The sequence below is a fragment of the Flavobacterium gawalongense genome, assembly GCF_007097265.1.
In the GTDB taxonomy this organism is placed as follows: Bacteria; Bacteroidota; Bacteroidia; order Flavobacteriales; family Flavobacteriaceae; genus Flavobacterium; species Flavobacterium gawalongense.
Map to the genome: position 1 here is coordinate 280,337 of NZ_VJZP01000001.1, position 21,229 is coordinate 301,565.

Sequence of the window (21,229 nt, forward strand, 5' to 3'; positions counted from 1 at the left end):
ATTACTTATTATTTAGTTGCTTTTTTCTTGTTGGCAACAGTTTTTCTCTTACCTTTTCTTGTTCTAGAGTTGTTTTTAGTTCTTTGTCCTCTTAATGGAAGACCAGATCTATGACGGATACCTCTATAACATCCAATATCCATTAAACGTTTGATGTTTAAAGAAACTTCAGAACGCAATTCTCCTTCAATTTTGAAAGTTGATACTGCTTCACGAATTGCTCCGATCTCATCATCATTCCAGTCTTGAACTTTTTTATCTTGGCTAACTTGAGCTTTTTCTAAAATCTCAATAGCTCTACTTCTTCCTAATCCGAAGATATAGGTAAGTGCTATAACACCTCTCTTATTTTTTGGGATATCTACCCCTGCTATTCTTGCCATAACTATCCTTGTCTTTGTTTAAATCTAGGATTCTTTTTGTTTATTACGTACAATCTCCCTTTTCTTCGCACAATTTTGCACTCGGGACTTCTCTTTTTTACTGAAGCTCTAACTTTCATTTTGAATATCCTTTAATATCTATAAGTAATTCTTGCTTTTGACAAATCGTAAGGGCTCATTTCTAGTTTCACTTTATCACCAGGTAATAATTTGATGTAATGCATACGCATTTTTCCAGATATATGTGCGATTACAATATGTCCATTTTCTAACTCTACACGAAACATTGCATTTGATAATGCTTCAATGATCGAACCGTCTTGTTCTATTGCTGATTGTTTTGCCATAAATTAAGCTACTGCTTTTCTATTTTTACCAGTCTTCATTAAACCATCATAATGTCTGTTTAACAAATATGAATTGATTTGCTGCATCGTGTCTATGGCAACTCCAACCATAATAATTAATGAGGTACCTCCAAAAAACATTGCCCAAGATTGTTGAACATCCATAACGCTTACAACAATTGCTGGGAACACAGCGATTAAAGCAAGAAATAAAGATCCTGGGAAAGTTATCAAAGACATCACTTTGTCAAGATAATCAGAAGTTTCAACTCCAGGTCTAACACCAGGAATAAAACCACCGCTTCTTTTTAAATCATCAGACATTTTGTTTGTAGGAACGGTAATGGCGGTATAAAAGAAAGTAAACACAATTATTAAAGTTGCGAAAACTAAATTATACCAAAAACCGAACATATTACTAAAAGCGCCAACAATTGATTGTGATGCATCTGATTTTGACAACCCTGCCACAGCAGCAGGTATAAACATAATTGCCTGAGCAAATATAATAGGCATAACCCCTGAAGCGTTAAGCTTTAATGGAATCCATTGTCTATTACCACCCATAACATCTTGTTCATAATCACCTGAAGATGTACGACGAGCATACTGAACAGGTATTTTGCGGACTGCCATTACTAATAATACACAAGCTATAATAACCAATAACCAGATAATAACTTCGATAACCAATAACATCGGCCCACCATTATTATTAGTCACACGGGTAGTAAATTCTTGAATAAAAGCTTGTGGAAATCGAGCTAAAATACCAACCATAATCAACAATGAAATACCGTTTCCGATTCCTTTGTCAGTGATTTTTTCTCCTAACCACATGGCAAAAATTGTACCTGTAACCAAAATAATTACTGAAGAAAATAAGAATTCAAAAGAATTAAATCCCAATAAAAACGCATTACTAGGTAATGTTCTATAAAGATTATAGATATAAGTTGGTCCTTGAACTAAAGTAATACCTATTGTTAACCAACGAGTAATTTGATTAATCTTTTTTCTACCACTTTCTCCATCACTTTGAAGTTTCTGCAAATAAGGTATTGCAATTCCCATTAACTGAACAACGATTGATGCAGAAATGTAAGGCATAATACCCAAAGCAAAAACTGAAGCTTGAGAAAATGCACCTCCGGTAAACATGTCAAGAATAGAACCGATTCCATCCTTAGTCTGGCCGGCTAAATTCCCTAATTGTGTTGCATCAATACCAGGAAGAGTTACTTGAGCTCCAAAACGATATACTAAAAGCAACCCTAAAGTGATTAGAATTCTATTTTTCAGTTCCTCAATTTTCCAAACATTACTTAATGATTCAATAAATTTCTTCATCTTAATAGAAAAATTATATTGTTACAGCTTCTCCACCAGCAGCTTCAATAGCAGCTTTTGCAGTAGCAGTAAATTTGTGAGCGGTTACCTTTAATTTTGCTGTCAACTCTCCTCTTCCTAAAATCTTAACGATTTCGTTTTTAGTAGCCAAACGGTTAGCAACGTATACTGTCATATCAACAGCATCAGTTACCACACCATTGTCTACCAACAATTGAAGCGTATCAAGGTTTACACCTTCGTATTCTTTACGATTGATGTTTGTAAAACCAAACTTAGGCACACGTCTTTGAAGTGGCATTTGACCACCTTCAAAACCAATCTTTTTAGAATAACCAGAACGAGATTTTGCTCCTTTGTGACCTCTTGCAGAAGTACCACCTTTTCCAGAACCTTCTCCTCTACCTAATCTTTTATTTTGATTGTGTGTAGAACCTTCAGCAGGTTGTAAGTTACTTAAATTCATAACAGTATTTGTTATTTAGTTTCTTCAACAGAAACTAAGTGTTTAACTTTATTTATCATCCCAAGGATTGTAGGGTTTGAATCATGCTCTACAACTTGTCCCATTTTACGTAGACCTAAAGCTTCTAATCCTCTCTTTTGAGTAAGAGGACAGTTGATTTTGCTTCTAACTTGTTTTACTAATAATTTAGCCATAATTTCCTTGAATTAACCTTTAAAAACTTTTTCTAAAGAAACGCCTCTTTGTTTCGCAACAGTATAAGCACTTCTCATTTGCAATAAAGCATCAAAAGTTGCCTTAACTACGTTGTGAGGATTTGATGATCCTTGTGATTTAGATAATACATCATGAATTCCTACTGATTCAAGAACTGAACGAACAGCTCCACCAGCAATAACTCCTGTACCATGAGACGCAGGAATTAAGAAAACACGTGCACCACCAAATTTACCTTTTTGTTCGTGAGGAACCGATTGACCATTCAAAGGAATTTTTACTAAATTTTTCTTAGCATCTTCTACTGCTTTCGCAATTGCTTCAGAAACGTCTTTAGATTTTCCTAATCCGTGTCCAACCACTCCATTTTCATCACCTACAACTACAATAGCAGAAAAACCAAAAGCTCTACCACCCTTTGTAACCTTAGTAACACGATTCACACTTACCAAACGATCTTTTAATTCAAGACCACTTGGTTTTACTAACTCTACATTCTTGTATTTACTATTAGACATACTATATTAGAATTTAAGTCCAGCCGCTCTTGCGCCTTCCGCTAATGATTTAATACGACCGTGATATAAATAACCTCCTCTATCGAAAGTTACCACGTCTATCCCAGCTTTTAAAGCTTTTTCAGCAACTAGTTTTCCAACTGCTGTAGCCACTTCAATGTTCGTACCGTTACCTATTTCTTTTTCTCTTGAAGAAGCCGCCAATATAGTAACTCCGTTTACGTCATCAATAAGTTGAGCGTAAATTTCTTTGTTACTTCTAAATACAGATAGTCTTGGATTAGTAGCAGTACCACTAATTGTTTTTCTAATTCTGAATCTAATTCGTTGTCTTCTTTCAGGTTTTGTTAATGACATAATCTTATTTTTTAAGCTGATTTACCTGCTTTTCTTCTTAATACTTCACCTACAAATTTAACACCTTTTCCTTTATACGGCTCAGGCTTACGAAAACCTCTGATTTTCGCAGCTACCTGTCCTAAAAGTTGTTTGTCAAATGATGTTAATTTCACGATAGGGTTTTTACCTTTTTCAGATATCGTCTCCAAAGCTACTTCTGGAGCAATTTCTAAAACTATATTGTGAGAATATCCAAGAGCTAAATCTAATTTTTGTCCTTGATTTGAAGCTCTATAACCAACTCCTACCAATTCTAATGATTTAGTAAAACCTTCATTTACACCAATAATCATGTTATTGATTAAAGATCTATATAAACCGTGTTTTGCTCTTTGGTCTTTGTGATCAGACGATCTGTCTACTTGAACCTGACCGTCTTCAACTGTAACAGTAACGTCCGAAAACTCCTGAGTTAGTTGACCATTTTTTCCTTTTACTGTAATAATACCATTTGCAACTTCAACAGTTACACCAGCAGGGATTACAACCGGATTTTTACCTATTCTTGACATCTTCTACTATTTTAATGATTAGTAAACGTAACAAATTACTTCACCACCAACATTTAACTGTCTGGCTTTCTTTCCTGTCATCAAACCTTTTGATGTAGAAACAATAGCAATTCCTAATCCGTTAAGGATTCTTGGAATAGATGAAGAACCTGAATACTTACGTAAACCTGGTTTACTAATTCTTTGGATATCTTTAATTACTGACTCTTTAGTATCTTTATCATACTTCAAAGCGATTTTGATTGAACCCTGAACAGCGTTGTCTTCAAATTTGTAACTCAAGATATAACCTTGATCAAATAAGATCTTAGTTATTTCTTTTTTTAGATTAGATGCAGGAATTTCAACAACTTTGTGGTTTGCAGCCACAGCGTTACGAACTCTTGTCAAATAATCTGCAATAGGATCTGTATACATGTGTATTAATTTGCGGTTTTGGTTTTCAGCAAACTATTTGCCGAACCTGAAACCAATTTATAAATGTTTATGATACAGACGAAACTTATGTTAAGTCTGTATCAGGACGCAATAAATTACGTCTTACCAAGATGCCTTTTTAACACCAGGTATCAATCCATTATTAGCCATTTCACGAAATGTAACACGTGAAAGACCGAATTGACGCATATACCCTCTTGGTCTACCTGTTAATTTACAACGATTGTGCAAACGAACTGGCGAAGCATTTTTTGGTAACTTTTGCAAACCTACGAAATCTCCAGCTTCTAACAAAGCTTTTCTTTTCTCAGCATACTTAGCTACTGTTTTTTCTCTCTTAACCTCGCGGGCTTTCATTGATTCTTTAGCCATGTCTTAATTCTTTTTAAAAGGTAATCCTAATTCTGTCAATAGAGACTTTGCTTCTTTATCTGTTTTTGCACTAGTTACAAAAGAGATATCCATTCCTGAAATTTTGTTTACTTTATCAATATCAATTTCTGGGAAAATGATTTGTTCCAAAACTCCAAGGTTGTAATTTCCTCTTCCGTCAAATCCAGTAGCTTTAATACCACTGAAATCTCTTACACGTGGCAAAGCTGAAGTAATAAGTCTATCTAAAAACTCATACATTCTTTCTCCACGCAAAGTAACTTTTGCTCCAATCGGCATCCCTTTTCTCAATTTGAATGACGCAACGTCTTTCTTTGAAATTGTAGATACTGCTTTCTGTCCAGTGATCTTTGTCAACTCATCAACCGCATAGTCGATTAGTTTTTTATCAGATACAGCTGCACCAACTCCTTTACTTAAAACGATTTTTTCCAATTTTGGAACTTGCATTACGTTTACGTATCCGAATTCCTCTTTAAGAGCAGCAATTACTCTGCTCTTATATTCTTCTTTTAGTCTAGGTATATACGCCATTACTATAGTACTTGATTAGATTTTTTTGAAAATCTTACTTTCTTATCTCCTTCTACTCTAATACCAACTCTAGTTGTTTCCTTAGTTTTAGGATCAATTAAAGAAATATTAGATATTTGTATAGAAGCTTCTTTCTTTACGATACCACCTTGAGGGCTTTTTGCACTAGGTTTCGTATGTTTTGAAACCATGTTTACACCTTCAACAATCGCTTTGTTTTTCTCACGGTACACACGTAAAACTTTACCTTCAGCACCTTTATGGTCTCCAGCAATTACTCTTACGATGTCACCTGATTTTATTTTTAGCTTTATCATCTTAAAAACGAATTAAAGCACTTCTGGTGCTAATGATACAATTTTCATGAATTGTTTTTCACGAAGTTCTCTTGCTACCGGACCAAAAACACGAGTTCCTCTCATTTCACCAGCAGCATTCAATAACACACATGCGTTGTCATCAAATCTAATGTATGAACCATCGGCTCTTCTTACTTCTTTTTTGGTACGTACAACAACTGCAGTTGAAACAGCTCCTTTTTTAACGCTTCCGTTAGGAGCAGTATCTTTGATAGAAACTACAATCTTGTCACCAACAGAGGCATACCTTCTTTTGGTACCTCCTAAAACACGGATAGTTAAAACTTCCTTTGCTCCAGTGTTATCTGCTACTTTTAGTCTTGATTCTTGTTGTACCATAATTATTTAGCTCTTTCTAGGATTTCAACTAACCTCCAACATTTTGTTTTACTCATAGGACGCGTTTCGCTAATCCTTACAGTATCTCCAATGTTGCAGTCGTTCTTTTCGTCGTGTGCGTGATACTTTTTAGTTTTCAACACGAACTTACCGTATAACGGGTGTTTAACTTTACGCACTTCAGCAACAACAATAGATTTATCCATTTTGTCTGAAGTAACAACACCAACTCTTTCTTTTCTTAAATTTCTTTTTTCTTCCATCTTTCAGCAGAATACAGTTATTGTAACTCTCTTTTAGTAAGTTCTGTAGCTAATCTTGCAACTGTTCTTCTTACACTTCTAATTTGAAGTGGGTTCTCAATTGGAGAAATAGCGTGAGCCATTTTTAGGTCGGCATATGCCTTCTTAGTCTGGCTAAGTTTTTCTTGCAACTCCGCTGCAGAAAGATCTTTTATTTCTGATTGTTTCATAATATATAATTAATTATGCTTCGAAATCTCTAGCAACAACGAATTTAGTTTTTACTGGAAGCTTTTGAGCTGCAAGACGTAACGCCTCTTTTGCAACTGACAAAGGTACTCCTCCAACTTCAAACATAATTCTTCCGGGTTTAACAACGGCAGCCCAATACTCAACTGCACCTTTACCTTTACCCATACGTACCTCAAGAGGTTTCTTAGTAATTGGTTTGTCTGGAAATATTTTGATCCATAATTGTCCTTCTCTCTTCATAAAACGAGTTGCAGCAATACGCGCAGCTTCAATTTGACGAGAAGTTAAGAACATTCCATCTTCATGTACAGATTTAATACCAAACATTCCATTAGAAAGTTCATGTCCTCTTTGAGAATTTCCTTTCATTTTACCCTTTTGTACCTTACGGTATTTTGTTCTTTTAGGCTGTAACATTTTTCTTTAGTTTAAAAATTTACTTTCTTTTACGAGCGTCTGGTTTTCCACCTTTATTAAAAGGCTTTCTATCTCCTCTAGGAGAATCGCCACCTTTACCACCACCAGTTCCGGATTGTTTTTTATCCATTCCTGCAAGCGGGGAAAGATCTCTCTTTCCATAAACTTCACCTTTCATGATCCATACTTTGATTCCCATTCTACCATAAGTAGTATGAGCTTCAGCCAAAGCATAATCAATGTCAGCTCTGAAAGTTGATAGAGGAATTCTACCTTCTTTGAAACCTTCTGAACGTGCCATTTCAGCACCATTCAAACGACCAGAAATCAGAACTTTAATTCCTTCAGCGTTCATACGCATAGAGGCTGCGATTGCCATTTTAATAGCACGTCTGTAAGAAATTCTGCTTTCGATTTGACGACAGATGCTAGTCGCAACTAGATAAGCGTCAAGCTCAGGTCTTTTGATTTCAAAGATGTTAATTTGAACCTCTTTGTCAGTAATTTTCTTAAGTTCTTCTTTCAACTTGTCTACCTCTTGTCCACCTTTTCCGATAATGATACCAGGTCTGGCAGTAGTGATAGTAACGGTTACAAGTTTCAAAGTTCTCTCGATGATTACTTTCGATACACTAGCTTTTGATAAACGAGCATGGATATACTTTCTGATTTTGTGATCTTCGGCAAGTTTATCACCGTAATCATTTCCACCATACCAGTTCGAGTCCCATCCTCTGATGATACCAAGTCTATTTCCAATTGGATTTGTCTTTTGTCCCATGCTGCTTAAGAATTGCTTTGTGTGTTATTGATAGCTCCAAGCACGATTGTTACGTGGTTAGAACGTTTTCTAATTCTGTGTGCTCTTCCTTGTGGAGCTGGACGAAGTCTTTTCAACATCATTCCACCATCAACTCGGATTTCCTTAACAAATAAACCAGCTTCTTCCATATTAGCTTCAGGGTTTTTAGCTTGCCAGTTGGCAATTACTGATAAAACCAATTTTTCTAATTTTCTTGAAGCTTCTTTAGAACTGAATCTTAAGATGTTAAGTGCTCTTTCTACCTTCTGACCTCTTACTAGATCTGCTACTAAGCGCATTTTTCTAGGTGAAGTAGGGCAGTTATTTAACTTTGCAAAAGCCAATGACTTGTTAGCCTCTTTTCTTGCATCTGCTGTTTCTCTTTTACGAACTCCCATTGCTTCTTATTTTTTACCTTTATTTTTTGCTCCAGCATGACCTCTAAAAGATCTAGTTGGTGAAAATTCTCCTAATTTGTGACCTACCATGTTTTCTGTTACGTAAACTGGTACAAATTGACGACCGTTATGAACTGCGATAGTTTGCCCAACAAAGTCCGGAGTAATCATAGAAGCTCTAGACCATGTCTTAACCACTCCTTTATTTCCACCTGCAATGTTTTCCTGAACTTTCTTGTCTAACTTATAATGAACGAAAGGTCCTTTTTTTAATGAACGTGCCATATCTTATTATTTCTTTCTACGTTCTACGATATACTTGTTACTCGGGTTTTTCTTAGAACGAGTTCTATAACCTTTAGCTGGTATTCCATTTCTTGAACGTGGATGTCCACCAGAAGAACGTCCTTCACCACCACCCATTGGGTGATCGACAGGGTTCATTGCAACAGGTCTTGTTCTAGGTCTTCTTCCTAACCATCTTGTTCTACCTGCTTTTCCAGATACAACTAATTGGTGGTCTGAATTAGAAACCGCTCCAATTGTAGCCGAACAAGTCAACAAGATTAATCTTGTTTCACCAGAAGGCATTTTAATTGTAGCATATTTTCCATCTCTTGCCATTAATTGAGCAAATGTTCCAGCAGAACGAGCGATTACCGCTCCTTGACCTGGTCTCAATTCAATACAAGAAATAACAGTTCCTAATGGAATTCTGCTTAAAGGTAATGTATTACCAATTTCAGGCTGAGATTCAGGACCAGAAACTAATTTCTGACCAACTTTCAATCCGTTTTGAGCAATAACATATGTTTTCTCTCCATCAGCATACGCTAATAAAGCGATGAATGCAGTACGATTTGGATCATATTCAATTGATTTTACCGTCGCAGGAATCCCTTCTTTTGTACGCTTAAAATCAATGATACGATATCTCTGCTTGTGACCACCACCCGTATAACGCATGGTCATCTTTCCTTGACTATTTCTACCACCAGAGTTTTTTATCGGCGCTATCAAAGAGCGTTCCGGCTTATCAGTTGTAATGGCGTCATAACCATTCACAACTCTAAATCGCTGACCTGGGGTAATAGGTTTTAATTTTCTTACTGACATTTTATCTTAGATATTGTTGTAAAAATCAATTGTTTCTCCTTCTTGTACTTGAACAATTGCTTTTTTAATTGCATTAGTCTTTCCACTGATTAAACCACTTTTAGTGTATTTAGTAGTTCTATCCGGTCTTACGTTCATTGTGTTAACACTCAAAACAGTTACTCCATAAGCAGCTTCAACAGCTTTCTTAATTTGTACTTTATTTGCTTTTTTGTCAACAACAAATCCGAAGCGGTTTAAAACTTCACTTTCTTTGGTTACTTTTTCCGTTACTATAGGCTTAATTATGATGCTCATATCCTATTATTTACTTAAATTTTCTTCAATTATCTCCAAAGAACTCTCTAAAAGCACTAAATTATTAGCGTTTAATATAGCGTAAGTACTTAATTCTAAGCTACTTACCACGCTAGAGCCCTTTAAATTGCGTGACGACAAATATACATTTTTATTTGTATCACCCAACACAAACAGGGATTTTTTATCCTGTAACTCTAAAGCTTTCAAAACGTTGATGAAATTTTTAGTGTTTGGTGTTTCAAAATTAAAGTCTTCAAGAACGATAATGTTCGACTCTTTTGCTTTAATTGAGAAAGCAGATTTTCTAGCCAAACGTTTCAAGCTTTTATTCAATTTGAATGAATAACTTCTTGGTCTTGGTCCGAAAACTGTTCCACCACCTTTAAACAATGGATTCTTTGCACTACCCGCACGAGCAGTACCAGTTCCTTTTTGTTTTTTAATCTTACGTGTACTTCCCGCAACTTCAGCTCTTTCTTTAGCTTTGTGCGTTCCTTGTCTTTGATTAGCAAGATATTGCTTTACATCAAGGTATACTGCGTGATTGTTTGGTTCTATACCAAATACTGAATCAGAAAGTTGAACTTTTCTTCCAGTATCTTTTCCGTTGAAATCTAATACTTTTGCTTCCATTACTTCTGAATGATTACATAAGAGTTGTTACATCCAGGAACACATCCTTTTATAACAAGTAGGTTCTTTTCAGCAACTACTTTTAAAACTCTAAGGTTTTGAACTTTTACATTGTCTCCTCCCATACGTCCAGCCATACGCATTCCTTTGAATACTCTAGATGGATAAGAAGAAGCTCCCACAGAACCCGGCGCTCTTAAACGGTTGTGTTGACCGTGAGTTGCTTGACCAACACCACCAAAACCGTGACGTTTTACAACCCCTTGAAAACCTTTACCTTTAGATACACCTTGTACATCTACAAATTCTCCTTCAGAAAAAATAGAAACATCTATAAGATCTCCTAAATTTTGTTCAGTTGCGAAATCTCGGAATTCAACGACTTTTTTCTTAGCTACAGTTCCCGCTTTTTTAAAGTGACCTAAAGCCGCTTTTGTGGAATGTTTCTCGTTTTTGTCATCGAAACCAAGTTGCAACGCTTCGTACCCGTCAACACCTTTGGTTCTGACTTGGGTAACAACACATGGTCCAGCTTCGATTACTGTACAAGGAATATTCTTCCCGTTCTCGTCGAAAATGCTAGTCATGCCGATTTTTTTACCAATTAACCCAGACATAATTATTAATTATTAATTATTAAATATAAATATAGAACGCAGCTTTTAACCCAATCCTATTTTTTTAAAGTGGTGCAAAAGTATAACTTATTTACACACAATCCAAAAAAATATTTTTCGGTTAAAAACAGCGTTCCTTTTTACTCTTAAACTACTTAAACTTTGATTTCAACTTCAACTCCACTTGGCAATTCAAGTTTCATTAAAGCATCAATAGTTTTAGATGAAGATGAATAAATGTCAATTAATCTCTTGTATGACATTACTTCAAATTGCTCTCTCGCTTTTTTGTTAACGTGCGGAGAACGTAGTACAGTGAAAAGTTTTTTGTGAGTTGGCAATGGAATTGGTCCTGTTACTACTGCACCTGTACTTTTTACAGTTTTTACAATCTTTTCAGCAGACTTGTCTACCAACATGTGATCGTAAGATTTTAATTTTATTCTGATTTTTTGACTCATTTTCTTAAAGATTAAGCGTTTCCTTTTGCTTTTTTGATAACTGCTTCCGAAATATTCGAAGGAGTTTCAGCGTAATGTGAAAATTCCATTGTTGATGTTGCACGACCTGAAGACAAAGTTCTTAAAGTAGTAACATAACCAAACATTTCTGATAATGGTACATCAGCTTTAATAGTTTTAGCACCATTTCTGTCACCCATGTCATTCACCTGACCTCTACGACGGTTGATATCACCTACGATATCTCCCATGTTTTCTTCTGGTGTAATCACTTCCATTTTCATGATAGGCTCAAGAATAACAGCACCTGCAGCACGACCTGACTCTCTGTAACCCATTCTTGCAGCTAACTCAAAAGAAAGCGCATCTGAATCTACAGGGTGAAAAGATCCGTCTAATAAAGTCACTTTCAAACTATCTACTTGGTATCCTGCTAAAGGACCTGTTTTCATAGCTTCTCTGAAACCTTTTTCAACTGAAGGGATATATTCTTTAGGAACGTTACCACCTTTTACCGCATTAATAAACTGCAATCCAACTGGAGTTTTACCGTCCACAACATCTGCTGGTTCGATTCTAAATACGATATCACCGAATTTACCACGACCACCTGATTGTTTCTTGTACGTTTCTCTGTGTTGAGCAGATTTAGTAAATGCTTCTTTGTATTCCACTTGAGGCTCACCTTGGTTCACTTCAACTTTGAATTCACGTTTCATTCTATCAACAAGGATATCTAAGTGAAGCTCACCCATACCTGATATAATAGTTTGCCCTGAAGCCTCATCTGTTCTAACAGTAAATGTAGGATCTTCTTCAGCCAATTTAGCCAAAGCCATACCCATTTTATCTACGTCAGCTTTAGTTTTAGGCTCAATTGCAATACCAATTACCGGTGCTGGAAATTTCATAGACTCAAGAATAATTGGGTGTTTTTCATCACACAATGTATCTCCTGTTTTAATATCCTTAAATCCTACTGCTGCACCAATATCACCAGCCTCGATGTACTCGATTGGGTTTTGTTTGTTCGCATGCATTTGATAGATACGTGAGATTCTTTCTTTATTTCCTGAACGTGTGTTCAAAACATAAGAACCCGCATCTAAACGTCCTGAATAAGCACGGAAGAAAGCCAAACGACCTACGAATGGGTCAGTAGCAATTTTAAATGCTAAAGCAGCGAATGGCTCTTTAACATCTGGCTTACGCAAAATTTTAGTTTGATCTTCTTCTAATAAATCAGCATCATCAGGATGAATCCCTTCGATACCTTCTTTATCCATTGGAGATGGTAAATATTTACATACTGCATCTAACATGAATTGAACTCCTTTGTTTTTGAAAGAAGAACCAGCAATCATCGGAATGATAGCCATATCCATAGTAGCAGCTCTTAAAGCAATGTTGATTTCTTCCTCTGTAATAGAGTCTTCATCTTCCATGAATTTTTCCAACAAATTCTCATCATAATCAGCAACTGCCTCAATAAGAATCGATCTGTATTCTTTCACTTCCGCAACCATATCCTCAGGAATAGGCACGATATCATATGTCGCACCAAGTCCTTCTTCATGCCATACAATAGCTTGATTTTTCACTAAATCAACCACACCTTTGAAGTCGTTTTCTTCACCAATTGGCAAAGTAATAGCAACCGCATTAGATTTCAACATGTCTCTAACTTGCTGACAAACCATCAAAAAGTTAGAACCTTGACGGTCCATTTTGTTTACAAATCCAATACGTGGCACTCTGTATTGATCAGCAAGTCTCCAGTTAGTTTCTGATTGTGGCTCGACACCATCAACAGCACTAAACAAGAAAACCAACCCATCAAGTACACGTAAAGAACGATTTACTTCAACAGTAAAATCAACGTGTCCCGGGGTATCAATAATATTAAAGTGATAAGGCAATGTCTCTGACAAAACTTTACCTTGTTCAGTTGGAAAATTCCATTCACAAGTTGTAGCTGCAGACGTAATTGTAATACCTCTTTCTTGCTCTTGTGCCATCCAGTCCATAGTTGCAGCACCATCGTGCACTTCACCTATCTTATGTGACTTTCCAGTATAGAATAATATACGCTCCGTTGTTGTTGTTTTACCAGCATCAATGTGAGCAGCAATTCCTATATTTCTTGTATATTTTAAATCTCTAGCCATTTCTTACGAATTAAAATCTAAAGTGAGAGAACGCTTTATTAGCTTCTGCCATTTTGTGAGTATCCATTCTCTTTTTAACAGCAGCACCTTCTTCTTTAGCCGCAGCTAAACATTCAGAAGCTAACCTTTGAGCCATAGATTTTTCATTTCTTCTTCTAGAATAAAGTATTAACCACTTCATCGCCATAGAAATTTTTCTGTCTGGACGAATTTGCATTGGAATCTGAAATGTAGCTCCACCTACTCTACGACTACGTACTTCTACGTGAGGCATAACATTGGTTAACGCATCTTTCCAGATTTCTAATGATGGTTTTTCTGCATCTTGTTTTTTAGACTCAATGATGTCAATTGCATCATAAAATACTTTAAACGCTGTCGATTTTTTTCCATCCCACATTAAGTTGTTCACAAAACGTGTTACCAGTTGGTCATTAAACCTTGGATCTGGTAAAAGTGGTCTTTTCTTTGCCGCTCTTTTTCTCATGTCTTTTTTTTAATAAAATGTCATACCCATACAATTGCGATTAACCACATTCCTATGAGAACAACTTTTTAAATTACTTTTTTGCTTCTTTTGGGCGTTTAGCACCATACTTAGATCTTCTTTGCGTTCTTCCTGCTACTCCTGACGTATCAAGCGCACCACGAACGATGTGATATCTAACTCCTGGTAAATCTTTTACCCTTCCACCCCTAACTAATACTATCGAGTGCTCTTGTAAATTGTGTCCTTCACCAGGGATATAGGCATTTACTTCATTACCATTTGTCAAACGTACACGCGCTACTTTACGCATTGCAGAGTTTGGTTTTTTTGGCGTTGTAGTGTAAACACGCGTACAAACCCCCCTTCTTTGAGGACAAGAATCTAAAGCAACCGATTTACTCTTCTTAGTTATCTGAGTTCTTCCTGTTCTTACTAATTGTTGAATTGTTGGCATAATTAATACTAAAAATTTCTTATTATATTAAATTCCCGCTTTTTACGGGGTTGCAAATGTAGAAAATATTTTTCACTCTACAAACGTTAAACTATTAATTTTCAATAAGATTATTTTGCCGTTTGATTTTTATCCCAAACCACAGATATTTGCATTACATTTATTAAAACCTATATTGATTTGAAAGCTTTGCTATTTTTATTTTTATTTTTAAATTTTGGATGGTGTTGTTCTGCTCAAAATTTTCAATTGCAAATAATCGGAAACACTGAATCAGAAACGAAAACTATTGATTCGTTGCAGTATAATTCCAATCACAAAAACACAAAATCCATCCATGACGAAACTATTCGAATGTCCGATAAACTATCTAAAATAGGATTTATTGAAAACAATGTAACTGACAATATCAAAATAAACGATTCCAGCTATATCGCAAAATTAACGCTCGGAAACAGAATCAAATCGATACATATATATATAGGTAGAAATATCGAATTAAAAAACACGATTGCTCTTAACAAAACAAAAGACACCATCGTTATCCGATATGAAGAAACAGAAGCATTCTTAAACAAGGCTTTACAAAAGTTAGAACAAAAAGGATTTGCATTAGCCAAATTAAAACTGATTCACATCCAAAATAATAATCAAACACTTTACGCTGATTTAGAATTCACAGCTGACAAAAAAAGAGAAATAAACGCAATAGTAATTAAATATGCCGAAAAGGAAAACAAAACAAACTTTCCGAAAGGACATATAGCCCAAATCAATCGAAAATACTACAACAAAACTTTCAACCAGAACATTGTTGAACAAGTGCATAATGAATTCGAAAAATTCAGATTCGTAAGTCAGGTAAAATATCCAGAAATTTTACTCACAACAGACACTACAAAAATATATGTCTACCTAGAAAAAAGAAAATCAAATACTTTTGACGGCTTTATAGGCTTTTCTAACAATGAGAACAAAAAAATAGTATTTAATGGTTATTTAGATATAAACCTCGAAAACACTTTACGAGTCGGAGAACAATTTTCATTGTATTGGAAAAGCGACGGAAACAAACAAAAAACGTTTAGAACCAGCATAGAATTACCGTATTTATTCAAAAGCCCAATCGCACTCAAAGCCAACCTTACCATTTTCAAACAAGACAGCACCTATCAAAACACAAAAACCGGAATCGACTTAGGTTATTTCATCAATTACAACACCCGAATTTATCTGGGCTACCTGTCAACCGAATCCAGCGACATTCAGAATACCAACAGCGAACAACTGAGTGATTATAAAAATTCGTTTTTGACTTCAGCTTTCGAATACACGAAAAACGACAACAACAATTCTAAATTTCCAAAAAAAACAACAATCTCCCTTGCCATTGGACTTGGAAAAAGAGATTCCAACAATGCGTCCGAAGCAACAACCGCGAACCAACAATTTTACGTCAATCTCGAAGCTATGCATAATTTTTATCTGAATGACAAAAACAGCATCAATATCAGAAGTCAAAATTATTATTTACAAAGCGACACCTACATTATAAATGAGCTATTTCGTTTTGGAGGAGTCAGTTCCATACGAGGATTCGAAGAAAACAGTCTGCAAGCACATTTTTTAACATCAATTTTAACAGAATATCGCTATGCACTTTCTCCAAGTTTATACCTTCACTCCATCTTAGATTATGGCTTATACAAAGAAAAAACAATTCAAGAAGAAAACAATCAAAAAACAAACTTAATAGGCGTGGGACTAGGACTGGGGCTGCAAACAAAAAACGGAACACTAAAACTAGCCTTAACAAAAGGAAGCACGAAAAACCAAAAATTAAATTTTTATAACACTATTATTCATATATGTTATAATGTTAAATTTTGAATGCGTGCATAAAAAATCATTCAAACGTTAGGAAAGTTAACAAATTATTAAGATTTTTGTCTCACTAATTCAAAATATTTAAAAATGAAACTAAAGTTCAATGGATTCTTAGTACTATTAGTAGTACTTGTGGCGCAACTAACTTTTGCGCAAGAAAGAGCTGTTTCAGGAGTCGTTTCTGACAATGCAGGATTGCCTTTACCAGGCGTGAGTGTATTAGTGAAAGGAACTAAATCTGGAACACAAACTGATTTTGACGGAAAATTTTCTATCAAAGCAACATCAAGCCAAGTCTTGATTTTTAGCTACATTGGGATGAAAACCCAAGAAGTAATGGCTAGTTCATCAACTGTAAATGTAAAGTTGAAAGATGATTCAGTACAATTAGAAGGTGTAGTGGTTACAGCTCTAGGGATTAAAAAACAAAAAAGATCTTTGGGTTATGCCACTGCAAACGTAGGTGCAAAAGAACTTACTGAAGTCCCTAACGTGAATGTATTTGAATCTTTATCTGGAAAAGTTGCCGGTGTAGACATTACTGCTCCTGCACAAGTTGGAGCTTCTTCAAAGGTGATCATTAGAGGATACAATTCATTATCAAACAGTAGTCCTTTGTACGTTGTTGATGGCACACCTATCAATAATAGCAGTAATGGCTCAAGCAGCAACACTAGAAGTTTTGACGCAGGAAATGGAGTTAGTGATTTAGATCCTAATAACATTGAGAGTATGTCGATCTTAAAAGGAGCTGCGGCATCTGCTTTATACGGATCAAGAGCTGCGAATGGTGTAATTTTAATTACCACAAAATCAGCTAAAAACAAATCAAAAATTTCAGTAGAATTCCTAACTTCATCAGATTTTTCTGAAGTAGCCAGAGTTCCTCATTTACAAAACGATTTTGGTCAAGGTTGGAATGGAAAATCTTGGTCTAGTTGGGCCGGTAGTCCAAACAATGCCAGTAACGAAAATGGTTCATGGGGACCTGCTTTCAATGGAGAAGTTCGACCATGGGGTGCAATTTTAAATAATGCACAACAAATCAAACCTTACATAGCCCTTGAAAATAACATCCAAGATTTTTATGAAATCGGGAACACCTTTACAAATAGTGTGAGATTAAGCGGTGGTGGTGAAAACTCAAATTTCTCATTGAACTTTTCAGATGTAAATTCAGACGGAATCATTCCTTCAGGTGCTGACTCATATAACAGACAAACACTTGGAATTAATTCAGGTATAACTAGTGAAAAACTTAGTGCTAAAATTAGTTTTAACTACATCAAAAAAGATCAAAATGCTGTTAATACTGGTCAAGGTGCAGATGCCGGAGAAGGTAATACATTAACTCAGGAAATGTTACAAATCCCAAGAGATGTTAGTGTTGTGGATTTAGAAGATTATAAAAATAATCCATACAACAACAACAGTAACTATTTCTCTCCATACACAAACAATCCATATTGGTCGATTTACGAGAATGCAACAAAAATTGACGGAAATCGTTTTTTTGGAAACGTTAATTTAGGTTACAAAATAAACGAGAAATTCTCTCTAAACTACCAAGCTGGTGGTGATTATAGAACAGAAAAAATCAAATCTTACGGTGCTGTTGTATCTTTTGAACCGGGATCGGCTCAAGCGAATGCAGGTGCTAATGCAGTAGTTGGAGGAGTTACAGAACAAACAAATGAAAATACAGAATTTGACACTAATTTAAACTTAAATTATAACACTGCCCTTTCTGAAGATTTTAACTTAAATGCCCTTTTAGGTTTCAATTCAAATGAAAGAAAAGGTTCTTCATTAACTGGTCAAATTACTAATTTAGACATTCCTAATTTTTACGAACTATCCAATTCATCTATTAAACCTGCCGTTCTTCAAAATGACTTTATGAGAAAATCTTTTGGAGCCTATGCTTCGCTTGAAACCTCTTATAAAAATCAATTATTTTTGACTTTAACAGGAAGAAATGACTGGACTTCTACTTTACCTAAAGGAGCTAATTCTTATTTTTATCCTTCAGTAAGTGTAAGTGGAATCGTATTTGACACTCCCGAGTATTTCTTAAAACTAAGAGCTGGTTACGCAGAAATAGGAAATGACACAGGATCGTATCAAACAGAATCTGCTTTAACTCAGGGCTTTGGCGCATTAGGGAATCAAGTTGCGGGTTCAGCGGCAATCTTACTGCCTATTGGAGGGGTAAATGGATATGAGTATGCCTCAAATCTAGGAAATTCAGCTTTAAAGCCTGAAAGAACAAGCGAATTAGAGTTTGGTTTTGAATCTAATTTATTTAGCAAACGAGTAAATATTGACGCTTCTATTTATAACAAGACTACCACCGATTTATTATTTAGAAGACCAGTAGCAACTTCTACAGGATTTACTACTCAAACAACAAATCTTCTAGATGTAACAAACAAAGGTATTGAACTTGTATTAAATGTAATTCCTGTAAAAACAAATAATTTTCAATGGGATTTTACAACTACTTTTACAAAAAATAATTCTGAGGTAACTGACGTTGTAGGTAATGTTGATAAAATACAACTTGCTTCTAATTATGGTGTTAGTTTTAATGCACAAGTTGGACAACCTTTGGGTGTATTTAGTACTTTTGTGCCTAAAACGAATGATTTAGGACAATATATTATTGATGGTGCAACTGGATATTATAAAGTTACAGATGATGAACAAATCGTAGGAGATTCTCAAAGGGATTTCATTATGGGTTTCAAAAACAAACTATCATATAAAAATTTAGCGCTTTCATTTGGTATCGATTGGAAACAAGGTGGCGAAATGTATTCTTATACTAAAAGGCTTTCACACTTTACAGGAAACGGTATCGAGACAACTTATAACGACAGAAACCCATTCATCATACCTAATTCTGTAGTAGAAGTTGTAGATGCTGGCGGTAATGTAACTGGTTATGCTGAAAACACGACTTCAGTTAGTTTAGAAAACGTAACAGATTTTTACAATACAGGAAATAATCCTGGAGTAGAACAATTTCATGTTATTGACAAAACATTTGTTAGGTTGAGAGACATTTCTTTGACTTACAATGTTCCTTCGTCTATTATTAAAAAAATGGGATTAACTAATGCGGCATTTAGTGTATTTGGTAAAAATTTAGCTTTATGGACACCAGATGAAAACCCGTATATTGATCCAGAATTGTCAACATTTGGTGATGGTTTACTAAGTGAACAAGGAGAGTTTGGTGCGAATCCATCACAAAGATCGTATGGAGCTAGCCTAAAATTAACATTCTAAAAAAACAAAAATGAAAAAGTTTTTAATAAGTATATTAGTATTATCAACTACATTTATAGGATGTAGCACTGATTTAGACATCAATAGGGATCCGGATTTGCTAGACCCAAACAGCGCTCCACTTTCAGCACAATTACCTTCTGGCATTGTAGGATTAATAGGATCTGAAGGAGCTTCATTAGCAATCATAGGCGGTATGTGGTCACAATACTGGACACAAAGTAATGCGGCAAATCAATACAAAGACATTGATAATTATTCTATTGGAACTGCAGACTACAATTTTGCTTGGGACGGTATGTTTGATGCTTTAGGAGACATTAGAAATGTCAAGAAAAGAGCCTTGACAGAAGGAAACTGGAAATACTATTTAATAGCGACTACCTTAGAAGTACAAGCTTCTCAGATATTAACGGATTTCTACGGAAACATTCCATATAAAGAAGCCAATAATAATTCAATCTTAGAGCCAAAATTCAATACTGGTCAAGAAGTATATGATTTCATGATTCAAGATTTGAATGATGCCCTTTCAAAAGATTTGTCAGCTTCAACAGGATCCAATCCTGCAAGTGATGACTTTATATTTGCTGGTGACATGACCAAATGGACAAAATTAGCAAATACTTTAAAGTTGAAAATCTACATGAGACAAACAGAAAAAAATAAAGCTGTTGCAGATGCAGGTATTACTAAAATGCTAGCTGATGGAGTAACGTTTTTGGATGTTGATGCTGGAATGACTCAATTTACAGATGCTATCAATCAAAGTAACCCTTTGTTTGAATACAATAACAGAAGATTAAATGTTGCTACCAATTTAAGAATGAGTACTACGCTAGCTTCTTTCTTTGATGACAATGCGGACACAAGAAAAGCAGCATATTATTTGCCAGGAAATTCTCTAAATCAAGGAGATTTCACGAATCCGGTAGGTGCTGGTACCATCGCAATTGTAAAACTAAGTGCTACTACCCCTGCTTATTTGATGACCAAAGAAGAAAGCTTCTTATTACAAGCCGAAGCATTAGAAAGATACAAATCAGGAACTGGCGCAAAAGCTTTATATGACGCAGCTATAAGTGCTAATTTCAGCAGATATAGTTTAAATGGTGCTGCATTTGTTTCTGGTGCTTATGCCTATCCAACGGCTGGTACTTTTGATCAAAAATTGGAAGCAATAATTACACAGAAATGGGTAGCTAGTTTTCCTGGTAATGGTTTTGAAGCATTTTTCGAAAAAAACAGAACAGGCTATCCTAAAACTTCTGCAGTTGCTCAATCTAATACATCTTATGTGTCAGGACAATTTGCTTATGCAGTAAATGGTACAACTGCAGGTTTATTCCCTAAAAGAATTGCTTACCCTCTTTCTGAAAGAAATGCTAATCCGAACGCACCAACTTTGATACCAATAACAACCCCAGTTTGGTGGAATAAATAA

At 35.3% G+C, this 21,229-nt stretch carries 31 protein-coding genes; 3 read left to right on the forward strand and 28 right to left on the reverse strand.

Annotated features, from left to right (window positions below; translation table 11 throughout):
* Positions 1 to 8 precede the first annotated feature (8 nt).
* The 28 genes from rpsM to rpsL all read right to left on the reverse strand — a co-directional run bounded on the left by rpsM (position 9) and on the right by rpsL (position 14,604).
* On the reverse strand, positions 9 to 383 hold the full coding sequence (gene rpsM, locus FNW38_RS01280; protein ID WP_143387617.1) for a 30S ribosomal protein S13: 375 nt from the start codon (positions 381 to 383) through the stop codon (positions 9 to 11).
* A gap of 2 nt (positions 384 to 385) precedes the next feature.
* Entirely contained in the window at positions 386 to 502 is a 117-nt protein-coding gene (gene ykgO, locus FNW38_RS01285) for a type B 50S ribosomal protein L36 (protein ID WP_008992256.1), read from the reverse strand.
* 12 nt (positions 503 to 514) lie between these two features.
* Positions 515 to 730, reverse strand: a complete 216-nt coding sequence (gene infA, locus FNW38_RS01290) for a translation initiation factor IF-1 (RefSeq protein ID WP_007136545.1) — start codon at positions 728 to 730, stop codon at positions 515 to 517.
* A 3-nt stretch (positions 731 to 733) separates the two neighbouring features.
* Entirely contained in the window at positions 734 to 2,080 is a 1,347-nt protein-coding gene (gene secY, locus FNW38_RS01295; protein ID WP_143387618.1) for a preprotein translocase subunit SecY, read from the reverse strand.
* A gap of 13 nt (positions 2,081 to 2,093) precedes the next feature.
* Complete coding sequence (rplO, locus tag FNW38_RS01300) at positions 2,094 to 2,546, reverse strand: 50S ribosomal protein L15 (RefSeq protein ID WP_143387619.1); 453 nt, start codon at positions 2,544 to 2,546, stop codon at positions 2,094 to 2,096.
* 11 nt (positions 2,547 to 2,557) lie between these two features.
* A complete protein-coding gene (rpmD, locus tag FNW38_RS01305) occupies positions 2,558 to 2,740 on the reverse strand; it encodes a 50S ribosomal protein L30 (protein ID WP_035668100.1) in 183 nt (60 codons plus the stop codon).
* 12 nt (positions 2,741 to 2,752) lie between these two features.
* Positions 2,753 to 3,280 carry a 30S ribosomal protein S5 gene (gene rpsE / locus FNW38_RS01310; RefSeq protein WP_035668102.1) on the reverse strand — a complete coding sequence of 176 codons (528 nt, stop codon included), beginning with the start codon at positions 3,278 to 3,280 and terminating at the stop codon, positions 2,753 to 2,755.
* Between the two features lie 6 nt (positions 3,281 to 3,286).
* The gene (rplR, locus tag FNW38_RS01315; RefSeq protein WP_113636694.1) at positions 3,287 to 3,637 is read right to left on the reverse strand and encodes a 50S ribosomal protein L18; all 351 of its coding nucleotides are present in this window, start codon (positions 3,635 to 3,637) and stop codon (positions 3,287 to 3,289) included.
* An 11-nt stretch (positions 3,638 to 3,648) separates the two neighbouring features.
* Entirely contained in the window at positions 3,649 to 4,191 is a 543-nt protein-coding gene (rplF, locus tag FNW38_RS01320; RefSeq protein WP_144064344.1) for a 50S ribosomal protein L6, read from the reverse strand.
* A gap of 18 nt (positions 4,192 to 4,209) precedes the next feature.
* Positions 4,210 to 4,608 (reverse strand): 30S ribosomal protein S8, encoded by a 399-nt coding sequence (rpsH, locus tag FNW38_RS01325; protein ID WP_039110221.1) that lies wholly within the window; start codon positions 4,606 to 4,608, stop codon positions 4,210 to 4,212.
* Positions 4,609 to 4,731: 123 nt separating this feature from the next.
* On the reverse strand, positions 4,732 to 5,001 hold the full coding sequence (rpsN, locus tag FNW38_RS01330) for a 30S ribosomal protein S14 (RefSeq protein WP_007136553.1): 270 nt from the start codon (positions 4,999 to 5,001) through the stop codon (positions 4,732 to 4,734).
* A 3-nt stretch (positions 5,002 to 5,004) separates the two neighbouring features.
* The gene (gene rplE, locus FNW38_RS01335; protein WP_091173704.1) at positions 5,005 to 5,556 is read right to left on the reverse strand and encodes a 50S ribosomal protein L5; all 552 of its coding nucleotides are present in this window, start codon (positions 5,554 to 5,556) and stop codon (positions 5,005 to 5,007) included.
* 2 nt (positions 5,557 to 5,558) lie between these two features.
* Positions 5,559 to 5,873 carry a 50S ribosomal protein L24 gene (rplX, locus tag FNW38_RS01340; protein WP_035668111.1) on the reverse strand — a complete coding sequence of 105 codons (315 nt, stop codon included), beginning with the start codon at positions 5,871 to 5,873 and terminating at the stop codon, positions 5,559 to 5,561.
* A gap of 12 nt (positions 5,874 to 5,885) precedes the next feature.
* The gene (gene rplN, locus FNW38_RS01345; protein ID WP_026717863.1) at positions 5,886 to 6,254 is read right to left on the reverse strand and encodes a 50S ribosomal protein L14; all 369 of its coding nucleotides are present in this window, start codon (positions 6,252 to 6,254) and stop codon (positions 5,886 to 5,888) included.
* Between the two features lie 2 nt (positions 6,255 to 6,256).
* The gene (rpsQ, locus tag FNW38_RS01350) at positions 6,257 to 6,517 is read right to left on the reverse strand and encodes a 30S ribosomal protein S17 (protein WP_039110222.1); all 261 of its coding nucleotides are present in this window, start codon (positions 6,515 to 6,517) and stop codon (positions 6,257 to 6,259) included.
* 17 nt (positions 6,518 to 6,534) lie between these two features.
* Positions 6,535 to 6,726: a 50S ribosomal protein L29 gene (gene rpmC / locus FNW38_RS01355; RefSeq protein ID WP_035668115.1), complete on the reverse strand. Its 192-nt coding sequence runs from the start codon at positions 6,724 to 6,726 to the stop codon at positions 6,535 to 6,537.
* A 13-nt stretch (positions 6,727 to 6,739) separates the two neighbouring features.
* Positions 6,740 to 7,165: a 50S ribosomal protein L16 gene (rplP, locus tag FNW38_RS01360; RefSeq protein WP_007803637.1), complete on the reverse strand. Its 426-nt coding sequence runs from the start codon at positions 7,163 to 7,165 to the stop codon at positions 6,740 to 6,742.
* A 19-nt stretch (positions 7,166 to 7,184) separates the two neighbouring features.
* Positions 7,185 to 7,946, reverse strand: a complete 762-nt coding sequence (gene rpsC / locus FNW38_RS01365) for a 30S ribosomal protein S3 (protein ID WP_039110223.1) — start codon at positions 7,944 to 7,946, stop codon at positions 7,185 to 7,187.
* A 5-nt stretch (positions 7,947 to 7,951) separates the two neighbouring features.
* Entirely contained in the window at positions 7,952 to 8,365 is a 414-nt protein-coding gene (gene rplV, locus FNW38_RS01370; RefSeq protein ID WP_035668120.1) for a 50S ribosomal protein L22, read from the reverse strand.
* A 6-nt stretch (positions 8,366 to 8,371) separates the two neighbouring features.
* Entirely contained in the window at positions 8,372 to 8,650 is a 279-nt protein-coding gene (rpsS, locus tag FNW38_RS01375; RefSeq protein WP_007136562.1) for a 30S ribosomal protein S19, read from the reverse strand.
* 6 nt (positions 8,651 to 8,656) lie between these two features.
* Entirely contained in the window at positions 8,657 to 9,481 is an 825-nt protein-coding gene (gene rplB / locus FNW38_RS01380; RefSeq protein WP_059114053.1) for a 50S ribosomal protein L2, read from the reverse strand.
* 6 nt (positions 9,482 to 9,487) lie between these two features.
* Positions 9,488 to 9,778 (reverse strand): 50S ribosomal protein L23, encoded by a 291-nt coding sequence (rplW, locus tag FNW38_RS01385; protein WP_104000023.1) that lies wholly within the window; start codon positions 9,776 to 9,778, stop codon positions 9,488 to 9,490.
* Between the two features lie 6 nt (positions 9,779 to 9,784).
* A complete protein-coding gene (gene rplD, locus FNW38_RS01390) occupies positions 9,785 to 10,414 on the reverse strand; it encodes a 50S ribosomal protein L4 (RefSeq protein ID WP_143387620.1) in 630 nt (209 codons plus the stop codon).
* Positions 10,414 to 11,031 carry a 50S ribosomal protein L3 gene (rplC, locus tag FNW38_RS01395; protein WP_143387621.1) on the reverse strand — a complete coding sequence of 206 codons (618 nt, stop codon included), beginning with the start codon at positions 11,029 to 11,031 and terminating at the stop codon, positions 10,414 to 10,416. Before rplC ends, rplD begins: the two co-directional genes overlap by 1 nt.
* Positions 11,032 to 11,186: 155 nt before the next feature.
* Positions 11,187 to 11,492 carry a 30S ribosomal protein S10 gene (rpsJ, locus tag FNW38_RS01400; protein WP_011963470.1) on the reverse strand — a complete coding sequence of 102 codons (306 nt, stop codon included), beginning with the start codon at positions 11,490 to 11,492 and terminating at the stop codon, positions 11,187 to 11,189.
* A gap of 11 nt (positions 11,493 to 11,503) precedes the next feature.
* Positions 11,504 to 13,660: an elongation factor G gene (gene fusA, locus FNW38_RS01405; protein WP_143387622.1), complete on the reverse strand. Its 2,157-nt coding sequence runs from the start codon at positions 13,658 to 13,660 to the stop codon at positions 11,504 to 11,506.
* A 10-nt stretch (positions 13,661 to 13,670) separates the two neighbouring features.
* Entirely contained in the window at positions 13,671 to 14,147 is a 477-nt protein-coding gene (gene rpsG, locus FNW38_RS01410; RefSeq protein ID WP_035668130.1) for a 30S ribosomal protein S7, read from the reverse strand.
* A 73-nt stretch (positions 14,148 to 14,220) separates the two neighbouring features.
* Positions 14,221 to 14,604: a 30S ribosomal protein S12 gene (rpsL, locus tag FNW38_RS01415; protein WP_007136570.1), complete on the reverse strand. Its 384-nt coding sequence runs from the start codon at positions 14,602 to 14,604 to the stop codon at positions 14,221 to 14,223.
* 354 nt (positions 14,605 to 14,958) lie between these two features.
* Here rpsL and FNW38_RS01420 point away from each other — a divergent pair, with 354 nt between their 5' ends.
* From FNW38_RS01420 to FNW38_RS01430, 3 genes are all read left to right on the forward strand, one after another.
* Positions 14,959 to 16,494 (forward strand): BamA/TamA family outer membrane protein, encoded by a 1,536-nt coding sequence (locus tag FNW38_RS01420; protein ID WP_235891089.1) that lies wholly within the window; start codon positions 14,959 to 14,961, stop codon positions 16,492 to 16,494.
* Between the two features lie 84 nt (positions 16,495 to 16,578).
* Complete coding sequence (locus FNW38_RS01425) at positions 16,579 to 19,785, forward strand: SusC/RagA family TonB-linked outer membrane protein (RefSeq protein ID WP_143387626.1); 3,207 nt, start codon at positions 16,579 to 16,581, stop codon at positions 19,783 to 19,785.
* 10 nt (positions 19,786 to 19,795) lie between these two features.
* Complete coding sequence (locus tag FNW38_RS01430; RefSeq protein ID WP_144064343.1) at positions 19,796 to 21,229, forward strand: SusD/RagB family nutrient-binding outer membrane lipoprotein; 1,434 nt, start codon at positions 19,796 to 19,798, stop codon at positions 21,227 to 21,229.

What these genes read in the sequence shown, in the direction of transcription:
- rpsM (WP_143387617.1), bottom strand. Translation starts at nt 383, where the DNA reads ATGGCAAGAATAGCAGGGGTAGATATCCCAAAAAATAAGAGAGGTGTT.
- ykgO (WP_008992256.1), bottom strand. Translation starts at nt 502, where the DNA reads ATGAAAGTTAGAGCTTCAGTAAAAAAGAGAAGTCCCGAGTGCAAAATT.
- infA (WP_007136545.1), bottom strand. Translation starts at nt 730, where the DNA reads ATGGCAAAACAATCAGCAATAGAACAAGACGGTTCGATCATTGAAGCA.
- secY (WP_143387618.1), bottom strand. Translation starts at nt 2,080, where the DNA reads ATGAAGAAATTTATTGAATCATTAAGTAATGTTTGGAAAATTGAGGAA.
- rplO (WP_143387619.1), bottom strand. Translation starts at nt 2,546, where the DNA reads ATGAATTTAAGTAACTTACAACCTGCTGAAGGTTCTACACACAATCAA.
- rpmD (WP_035668100.1), bottom strand. Translation starts at nt 2,740, where the DNA reads ATGGCTAAATTATTAGTAAAACAAGTTAGAAGCAAAATCAACTGTCCT.
- rpsE (WP_035668102.1), bottom strand. Translation starts at nt 3,280, where the DNA reads ATGTCTAATAGTAAATACAAGAATGTAGAGTTAGTAAAACCAAGTGGT.
- rplR (WP_113636694.1), bottom strand. Translation starts at nt 3,637, where the DNA reads ATGTCATTAACAAAACCTGAAAGAAGACAACGAATTAGATTCAGAATT.
- rplF (WP_144064344.1), bottom strand. Translation starts at nt 4,191, where the DNA reads ATGTCAAGAATAGGTAAAAATCCGGTTGTAATCCCTGCTGGTGTAACT.
- rpsH (WP_039110221.1), bottom strand. Translation starts at nt 4,608, where the DNA reads ATGTATACAGATCCTATTGCAGATTATTTGACAAGAGTTCGTAACGCT.
- rpsN (WP_007136553.1), bottom strand. Translation starts at nt 5,001, where the DNA reads ATGGCTAAAGAATCAATGAAAGCCCGCGAGGTTAAGAGAGAAAAAACA.
- rplE (WP_091173704.1), bottom strand. Translation starts at nt 5,556, where the DNA reads ATGGCGTATATACCTAGACTAAAAGAAGAATATAAGAGCAGAGTAATT.
- rplX (WP_035668111.1), bottom strand. Translation starts at nt 5,873, where the DNA reads ATGATAAAGCTAAAAATAAAATCAGGTGACATCGTAAGAGTAATTGCT.
- rplN (WP_026717863.1), bottom strand. Translation starts at nt 6,254, where the DNA reads ATGGTACAACAAGAATCAAGACTAAAAGTAGCAGATAACACTGGAGCA.
- rpsQ (WP_039110222.1), bottom strand. Translation starts at nt 6,517, where the DNA reads ATGGAAGAAAAAAGAAATTTAAGAAAAGAAAGAGTTGGTGTTGTTACT.
- rpmC (WP_035668115.1), bottom strand. Translation starts at nt 6,726, where the DNA reads ATGAAACAATCAGAAATAAAAGATCTTTCTGCAGCGGAGTTGCAAGAA.
- rplP (WP_007803637.1), bottom strand. Translation starts at nt 7,165, where the DNA reads ATGTTACAGCCTAAAAGAACAAAATACCGTAAGGTACAAAAGGGTAAA.
- rpsC (WP_039110223.1), bottom strand. Translation starts at nt 7,946, where the DNA reads ATGGGACAAAAGACAAATCCAATTGGAAATAGACTTGGTATCATCAGA.
- rplV (WP_035668120.1), bottom strand. Translation starts at nt 8,365, where the DNA reads ATGGGAGTTCGTAAAAGAGAAACAGCAGATGCAAGAAAAGAGGCTAAC.
- rpsS (WP_007136562.1), bottom strand. Translation starts at nt 8,650, where the DNA reads ATGGCACGTTCATTAAAAAAAGGACCTTTCGTTCATTATAAGTTAGAC.
- rplB (WP_059114053.1), bottom strand. Translation starts at nt 9,481, where the DNA reads ATGTCAGTAAGAAAATTAAAACCTATTACCCCAGGTCAGCGATTTAGA.
- rplW (WP_104000023.1), bottom strand. Translation starts at nt 9,778, where the DNA reads ATGAGCATCATAATTAAGCCTATAGTAACGGAAAAAGTAACCAAAGAA.
- rplD (WP_143387620.1), bottom strand. Translation starts at nt 10,414, where the DNA reads ATGGAAGCAAAAGTATTAGATTTCAACGGAAAAGATACTGGAAGAAAA.
- rplC (WP_143387621.1), bottom strand. Translation starts at nt 11,031, where the DNA reads ATGTCTGGGTTAATTGGTAAAAAAATCGGCATGACTAGCATTTTCGAC.
- rpsJ (WP_011963470.1), bottom strand. Translation starts at nt 11,492, where the DNA reads ATGAGTCAAAAAATCAGAATAAAATTAAAATCTTACGATCACATGTTG.
- fusA (WP_143387622.1), bottom strand. Translation starts at nt 13,660, where the DNA reads ATGGCTAGAGATTTAAAATATACAAGAAATATAGGAATTGCTGCTCAC.
- rpsG (WP_035668130.1), bottom strand. Translation starts at nt 14,147, where the DNA reads ATGAGAAAAAGAGCGGCAAAGAAAAGACCACTTTTACCAGATCCAAGG.
- rpsL (WP_007136570.1), bottom strand. Translation starts at nt 14,604, where the DNA reads ATGCCAACAATTCAACAATTAGTAAGAACAGGAAGAACTCAGATAACT.
- FNW38_RS01420 (WP_235891089.1), top strand. Translation starts at nt 14,959, where the DNA reads ATGTCCGATAAACTATCTAAAATAGGATTTATTGAAAACAATGTAACT.
- FNW38_RS01425 (WP_143387626.1), top strand. Translation starts at nt 16,579, where the DNA reads ATGAAACTAAAGTTCAATGGATTCTTAGTACTATTAGTAGTACTTGTG.
- FNW38_RS01430 (WP_144064343.1), top strand. Translation starts at nt 19,796, where the DNA reads ATGAAAAAGTTTTTAATAAGTATATTAGTATTATCAACTACATTTATA.